Consider the following 2137-nt stretch of genomic DNA (forward strand, 5'->3'; position numbering starts at 1 on the left):
AGACCCGGCTAACCACTGGGTCCGCGACCCAAACAGTCTTTGCTCTGGCCGATCAGGTAATTCATTGTGAGCACTTATCGAGTGCCGATGACGGGTCGTTTAAGGAGGTGATCCAGCCGCAGGTTCCCCTACGGCTACCTTGTTACGACTTCACCCCAGTCATGAACCACACCGTGGTGATCGCCCTCCGAAGTTAGGCTAACCACTTCTGGTGCAGTCCACTCCCATGGTGTGACGGGCGGTGTGTACAAGGCCCGGGAACGTATTCACCGTGCCATTCTGATGCACGATTACTAGCGATTCCGACTTCACGGAGTCGAGTTGCAGACTCCGATCCGGACTGAGACCGACTTTATGGGATTAGCGCCACGTCGCCGCTTTGCGACCCATTGTATCGGCCATTGTAGCACGTGTGTAGCCCTACCCGTAAGGGCCATGATGACTTGACGTCGTCCCCACCTTCCTCCGGTTTGTCACCGGCAGTCTCCTTAGAGTTCCCGACCGTATCGCTGGCAAATAAGGATAAGGGTTGCGCTCGTTACGGGACTTAACCCAACATTTCACAACACGAGCTGACGACAGCCATGCAGCACCTGTCTGTGCGCTCCCGAAGGCACCAAGGTATCTCTACCAAGTTCGCACGATGTCAAGGGTAGGTAAGGTTCTTCGCGTTGCATCGAATTAAACCACATGCTCCACCGCTTGTGCGGGCCCCCGTCAATTCATTTGAGTTTTAACCTTGCGGCCGTACTCCCCAGGCGGTCGACTTAGTGCGTTAACTGCGCCACAAAGGTCTCAAGGACCCCAACGGCTAGTCGACATCGTTTACGGCGTGGACTACCAGGGTATCTAATCCTGTTTGCTACCCACGCTTTCGTACCTCAGCGTCAGTGTCAGTCCAGAAGGCCGCCTTCGCCACTGGTATTCCTCCCGATCTCTACGCATTTCACCGCTACACCGGGAATTCTACCTTCCTCTCCTGCACTCTAGCCTGACAGTTCCGGATGCCATTCCCAGGTTGAGCCCGGGGCTTTCACAACCGGCTTACCAAGCCGCCTACGCACGCTTTACGCCCAGTAATTCCGATTAACGCTTGCCCCCTCCGTATTACCGCGGCTGCTGGCACGGAGTTAGCCGGGGCTTCTTCTGTGAGTGATGTCCTTCCTGCCGGGTATTAACCGACAAGCCTTCTTCCTCACTGAAAGTGCTTTACAACCCGAGGGCCTTCTTCACACACGCGGCATGGCTGGATCAGGCTTTCGCCCATTGTCCAATATTCCCCACTGCTGCCTCCCGTAGGAGTTCGGGCCGTGTCTCAGTCCCGATGTGGCTGATCATCCTCTCAGACCAGCTACGGATCGTCGCCTTGGTAAGCCGTTACCTCACCAACTAGCTAATCCGACATAAGCTCATCCGATAGCGCAAGGTCCGAAGAGCCCCTGCTTTCCCCCGTAGGGCGTATGCGGTATTAGCTTGAGTTTCCTCAAGTTATCCCCCACTACCGGGCAGATTCCTATGCATTACTCACCCGTCCGCCGCTCGACGCCTCCCAGCAAGCTGGGATCGTTTCCGCTCGACTTGCATGTGTTAGGCCTGCCGCCAGCGTTCAATCTGAGCCATGATCAAACTCTTCAGTTTCAATCATTGAGATCCTTGCTTGTCACTCGAAAGCAACAAAAGCGGATCAAACTTGGCTCAAGGTTCAAACGTTCTCAAAAAGACTCGAAAGTCTTTGACGAGTCGCTTGCCTTGATTTTCGGTGACTGGTCACCGACATCCCGACAAGCGCCCACATGAATTACCTGATCGATTGTTAAAGAGCGGCTCCGGGCTCTTATAAAGAGAGCAGAGCATCTCGCCTTGCTGGTTATCAGCGCCTGGCGAGGAAGGCGTATTCTACAGGATCGGTGCCTGGCGTCAAGCTCGATGTTGCCGAGCGAGCGACGCAGCCTCGAAAGGCGGCTCCCGATCAAGCCCTTGGCGGGCCCTGCAAGAAGTGGTGCATATTCTACCGAAATCCGCGGCTCTGTCAATCGGTGATTTTCGCGATGATGTCGAAAAACCCAAACAAAACAGAGGCTTCCACCTCTTTCCACCGCTGGCGAGGTTGGCCCGTCGCCGGCAGCGGATGCGTACT

Annotated in this window: 1 rRNA gene; it reads right to left on the reverse strand. The window is 55.4% G+C overall.

Annotation, left to right across the window (positions count from 1 at the left end):
- Positions 1–100 precede the first annotated feature (100 nt).
- Positions 101–1638: ribosomal RNA gene (locus HHA01_RS14615) — 16S ribosomal RNA — on the reverse strand.
- Between the last annotated feature and the right edge of the window lie 499 nt (positions 1639–2137).

The organism is Halomonas halmophila (genome assembly GCF_006540005.1).
In the GTDB taxonomy this organism is placed as follows: Bacteria; Pseudomonadota; Gammaproteobacteria; order Pseudomonadales; family Halomonadaceae; genus Halomonas; species Halomonas halmophila.